3 protein-coding genes and 1 pseudogene are annotated in these 5,146 nt (G+C 45.7%); 3 read left to right on the top strand and 1 reads right to left on the bottom strand.

The features are described from left to right. The 3 genes from A1D16_RS01825 to A1D16_RS01815 form a co-directional block, all read left to right on the top strand. Positions 1 to 929, top strand: a 929-nt coding sequence (locus tag A1D16_RS01825; RefSeq protein WP_290707191.1) for a RagB/SusD family nutrient uptake outer membrane protein, incomplete at its 5' end; no start/stop codon positions are given. Positions 930 to 1,000: 71 nt separating this feature from the next. Continuing rightward, on the top strand, positions 1,001 to 4,333 hold the full coding sequence (locus A1D16_RS01820) for a VCBS repeat-containing protein (protein ID WP_290707190.1): 3,333 nt from the start codon (positions 1,001 to 1,003) through the stop codon (positions 4,331 to 4,333). Further along, positions 4,330 to 4,920 carry a hypothetical protein gene (locus A1D16_RS01815; protein WP_290707189.1) on the top strand — a complete coding sequence of 197 codons (591 nt, stop codon included), beginning with the start codon at positions 4,330 to 4,332 and terminating at the stop codon, positions 4,918 to 4,920. The genes A1D16_RS01820 and A1D16_RS01815 overlap by 4 nt, the downstream gene beginning before the upstream one ends. A gap of 21 nt (positions 4,921 to 4,941) precedes the next feature. Here the strand turns inward: A1D16_RS01815 and A1D16_RS01810 are convergent. Then, a pseudogene (locus tag A1D16_RS01810) lies at positions 4,942 to 5,146 on the bottom strand (hypothetical protein); the annotation flags it as partial.

The following is a 5,146-nucleotide window of genomic DNA, read 5'->3' as shown; positions in this document are numbered from 1 at the left end:
ATCGTACGCTCTCCGGCCTGTACACGCAGGAAAGTCAGTGGCCATTAGGCGGCTTGCACTATGGAATCAACAATGGTCCAAACGGGTACCATAACTGGGGTGGTAATACCCCAATTCAACAACTGGTGGATGATTATGAAATGATGGACGGCTCAAAATTTGACTGGAATACACCTGCACAAAAAGCCGATCCGTACACCGGCCGTGATCCCCGCTTTTATGCAACCATACTTTATGATGGTGCAGACTGGAAACCACGTCCTTCTGATGTTATAGGACTGGACCCCGTTAGTCAGATTCAAACAGGTTATTATAATAATGGAGGCGCAACCATTAATGGAATAGATACCCGCTCTTCACCGGTAGAAAACTGGAATGGTACCAGAACCCATTATTATACCCGTAAATTCATTGATCCCAATCCGGCATTACCCGATAACCAGTCGAATTTTCAATTGATACCCTGGCCGTTTATCCGGTATACGGAAATTGTATTCAATTATATCGAAGCCTGTTTAGCATTGGGCGAAGAAGCAGACGCCCGGTTATGGCTGAACAGGATCCGGTTCAGAGCTGGTATGCCTGCCATAAACGATGCAGGGCAGGACCTGGTTAACCGGTACCGGAATGAACGTCGTATAGAACTGGTATATGAAGAACATCGTTATCACGATGCAAGAAGATGGATGATACCCGCCGAAACTGTTGGAAGAGGCATTAAGAGTATTTTGGTAAATGGTACCATCAAAGCAGGTGCAACGCCACATGTTCCTTACCGGCACGACAAAACCAGGTATAACTATACCTATACTGTGGTTGATAACAATGAAAATGAGCGGAGAAAATGGGAGGATAAAATGTATTTCCGCCCCATCCTGCGCGATGAAATGAACCGGAACGATAAACTGGTTCAGAATCCCGGATATTGATAACCGGCAATGTTCCCGTAAAAGAATCTATTCCTAAATTGGGATAGATTCTTTTTATATACCTCCATCACATGAAGCTGCTCCTTTATATTCCCCTGCTGCTTTGCCTGCTCTGCCTGCCTTCCTGTAAAGAACAGGAAAGCCAAACAAAGCCCACCGAAACAAATCAGCTTTTCAGCTTATTGCCTGCTGAACAAACCGGTATTGCTTTTGAAAATTCACTTACAGAAGGACTGAATACCAATATTCTCCTGTATGAATATTTTTATAATGGAGCAGGAATAGCTACAGGTGATTTTAATAACGACGGACTGGTAGATCTTTATTTCAGTTCCAACATGGGAGAAAATAAATTCTACCTGAATAAAGGGAACTGGACTTTTGAAGATATTACCCTGGCTTCTATGGCAGGGGGCCGTTCGGGCCCCTGGAAATCAGGCGTTAATGCAGTAGATATCAATGGCGATGGCCGACTGGATATTTACTTGTGTTATTCAGGCGCCATGCCTGCAGAAAAAAGAAAAAATCAGTTATTCATTAACAAGGGTAATTCACCTGCAGGAATACCACAGTTTGACGAACAGGCCGCCGCTTACGGACTGGCCCATACTGGTTTCAGTAACCAATCTTATTTTTTTGATTACGATCTTGACGGCGATCTGGATATGCTTCTGATGAACCATAATCCTAAAAACCTGCCTATATTAAATGCCGTACAGACCAAACAGCTGTTGCAACAGGATGATCCGGAAAAAGGAATACGCCTTTTTCGGCAGGATGCCGGAAAATTTGAAGATATAACAGTTGAAGCCGGCATCAACGGCTCCGAACTTTGTTATGGCCTGGGTATTGGGATAGCCGATTTTAACCGGGATGGCTGGGCAGATTTCTATGTTTCCAATGATTATGCCGTGCCAGATTTTTTATACATAAACAATAAAAAAGGCGGCTTCAGTAATCAGCTGGAAGCATCTATGGGGCATATCAGCCAGTTTTCTATGGGAAATGATGTTGCCGATATAAACAATGACGGACATACGGACCTCTTTACGTTGGATATGTTGCCGGAGGACAACCGGCGGCAAAAATTATTAATGGCTCCCGACAACTATGAAAAATTTTCCATTAACCTGAACAACGGTTTTTACTATCAGTATATGCGAAATATGCTGCAACTGAATAATGGCAACGGCAGTTTCAGCGAAATCGGGCAACAAGCCGGGGTTTCCAATACCGACTGGAGCTGGTCTGCCTTACTGGCCGATTTCGATAACGATGGCTGGAAAGACCTGCATATAACCAATGGCTATCTGAAAGATTTTACCAACCTTGATTTTATTCATTACATGAATGAATACATTCAGCAGAAAGGCCGCCTGCAGCGTGAAGATGTCATGACTATTATTAAAGAAATGCCTTCTTCTAATGTTATGAATTATATGTTTCATAATACCGGAGAAACCTCTTTTACAAATACTACAGAAGCCTGGGGTTTGAACAGGGTGTCTAATAGCAACGGTGCGGCCTATGCCGACCTTGATAATGACGGCGACCTGGACCTGGTAGTTAATAATATTAACCAGCCCGCATTTATTTATAAAAATACCAGCGCTGAAAAAAAACTGAATAACTACCTGCAGGTTAAGCTGGTGGGTGAAGCACCCAATACACAGGGTATTGGCGCTAAACTGGAATTATACAAGGATGGTCAGGTTCAATTGCAGGAACAATATCCGGCAAGAGGGTATTTGTCCAATGTCAGTTTTATACAGCATTTTGGAACCGGCAGCCATACTGTATCAGATTCATTGATCATTACCTGGAGCAGTGGAAAAGTGCAGCGCTTTGAACAGCTGCCTTCTAATCAAACCCTGGTAGTAGAAGAAAAAAATGCAGGCAAAGCTACCAGCAAAACGGTTTTTGTAACACCCTGGCTGAAAGTAACGGAAAACCCGGTAAGCATACCATTCAGTGATAGCAACATCAATGATTTTAATCGGCAATCTCTTTTGTTGCACCAGTTTTCCAATGACCTGGTTTGTCTTGAAAAAGCGGATATCAATAAAGATGGAAAACAAGACCTGCTGGTAGGTGGAGCCAAAGGTATTGCCACCAGTCTCTACCTGCAACAGTCCAACGGTCAGTTTGTTAAACAGGTAGTTCCCGCATTTGAAGCAGATAAATTATACCAGGATGCAGCTATTGCAGTATTTGATGCAAATGGCGACGGATATGCGGATATTTATATTGCCAGTGGAGGTTATCATTCCCTGGACACGGCGGATATACTGTTGCAGGATCGATTGTATATCAACAACGGTAAAAATCAGTTTACCCGATCGGCCGGGTTACCTGATTTCAGATCTGCCAGTTCCTGTATTGCGGTGGATGATATAAACGCAGATGGTGCTCCGGATCTTTTTGTAGGAGGAAGGGTAGTACCGGGTCGGTACCCCGAACCACCAAGATCAACCCTGTTATTGAATGATGGCCGGGGAAATTTTCAAATTGCCACCCAAAAAATTGCCCCGGCGTTGGAACGTATAGGAATGGTTACCGATGCGGTATGGGCCGACCTGAATGGCGATAAAAAAAATGAACTGATACTGGCCGGGGAGTGGATGCCGATTCGCATCTTTCAAAATGAAAATGGACAGCTGGCAGACCGTACCGAGGTATTTTTGCCGGATGCACCAACAGGATTCTGGAATGTAGTGGAAGTGGCAGATTTTAATGCAGATGGTAAGCCCGATCTGGTTGCCGGGAATCTGGGTTTAAATTCTCAGATCCGTGCCAGTGAAAAAGAACCAGCTACCCTGCATTTTGCCGATTTTGATAAAAATGGTTCTATCGATCCCATTTTCAGTTTTTATATCCAGGGTAAATCGTATCCGTATGTTACGCGCGATGAGTTGATCGGACAACTACCGTCTATGCGTAAACGTTTTTCTACTTTTAAAAGTTATTCAACTATTTCCCTGGATGAGCTTTTCACAGGTAATGAATTAAATACAGCCGGTAAATTAACCGCTACAGAAACAGCTACTCTGCTGTTTTTAAGCGGGCCCGATGGTAAACTGACAAAAGTTCCGCTGCCGCAGCAGGTTCAGTGCTCGCCGGTATATGCCATTCATTCTTTTGATTTTAACGGTGATGGAAAACTGGATCTGTTGTTGGCAGGTAATACCAGCCAGGCAAAAATCAGGTTGGGTAAAATGGATGCAAATTATGGCACTCTTTTACAGGGTGATGGAAAGGGACAGTTTAAATGGATTCCACCGCTTGAATCCGGGTTGGAACTCAAGGGGGAAATACGGTCTGTACTTGCGCTGAATGATAAGCTATTGTTTGGTATTGCCCGCAGCCCGCTTAAAACCTACCGCTTTAACAAGCAAAAAAAATGAGCCGGATCTCTGCAAACAAACATGTTATGGCAGGCCTGGTGCTGCTTCTGGGCCTGTTTTGTTGTAGCTGCAGGCAGCCAGTACAACCTGTTGCCGCTGATTATGAGTTGGCAGTGGCATGGGCTGAACTAACCACCTCTATTACCCAAACCACTCCGTCCAACTCTCCTACGTTTGCATCCCGTGCATTTGGTTATATCGGTCTTACCATGTATGAATCCATCGTACAGGGTACTGGGTCGCACGTTTCGGTGGCAACTCAGTTAAATGGTTTGGGACCCCTTGCTGCTCCGGAACCCGGGTTAAGTTATTCCTGGCCATTGGCATTAAATGCCGGCCAGGCAGAAATTCTGCGCTTACTGTATATTCAGACGGGCGATGCAAATAAAAAGCGGGTTGATTCACTGGAATGGGCTATGTTGGCCAGGTATCGTAGTGCATGGAAGGATGAGGCAGTAGTAAATCGATCAATAGCCTATGGTAAACGAATTGCACAAGAAGTATTTGAATGGTCGAAATCGGACGGCGGTCATCGGGGCTTCCTCGGTATGGATCGCTTGCGGGCGCTCTGCTCGCCGGTTTTGTAGGGCGGTTGACGCGGCGGGCGCCTACAGCCCCAGGACCAGGCGGGCCATGATGTCCCGCTGGATCTCGTTCGAGCCGCCGTAGATCGAGCCGGCGCGATTGTTGAGATAGCGGGCCATGGCGGTCAGGCTGTGGTCGGGACCGATGGCGTGGGCGTTGGAGCCGGGCTCGCGCGCCGCAGGCTGATCGACGACCGCATAGTGCGCGGCGGCGGCGATCGCCAGTTCG

The organism is Flavihumibacter sp. CACIAM 22H1 (assembly GCF_001601815.1).
GTDB lineage: Bacteria > Bacteroidota > Bacteroidia > Chitinophagales > Chitinophagaceae > Flavihumibacter.
This window is presented reverse-complemented; position numbering and strand designations above follow the sequence as displayed.

Coding starts and splice junctions, on each gene's coding strand:
- A1D16_RS01820 (WP_290707190.1), top strand. CDS start 1,001: ATGAAGCTGCTCCTTTATATTCCCCTGCTGCTTTGCCTGCTCTGCCTG.
- A1D16_RS01815 (WP_290707189.1), top strand. CDS start 4,330: ATGAGCCGGATCTCTGCAAACAAACATGTTATGGCAGGCCTGGTGCTG.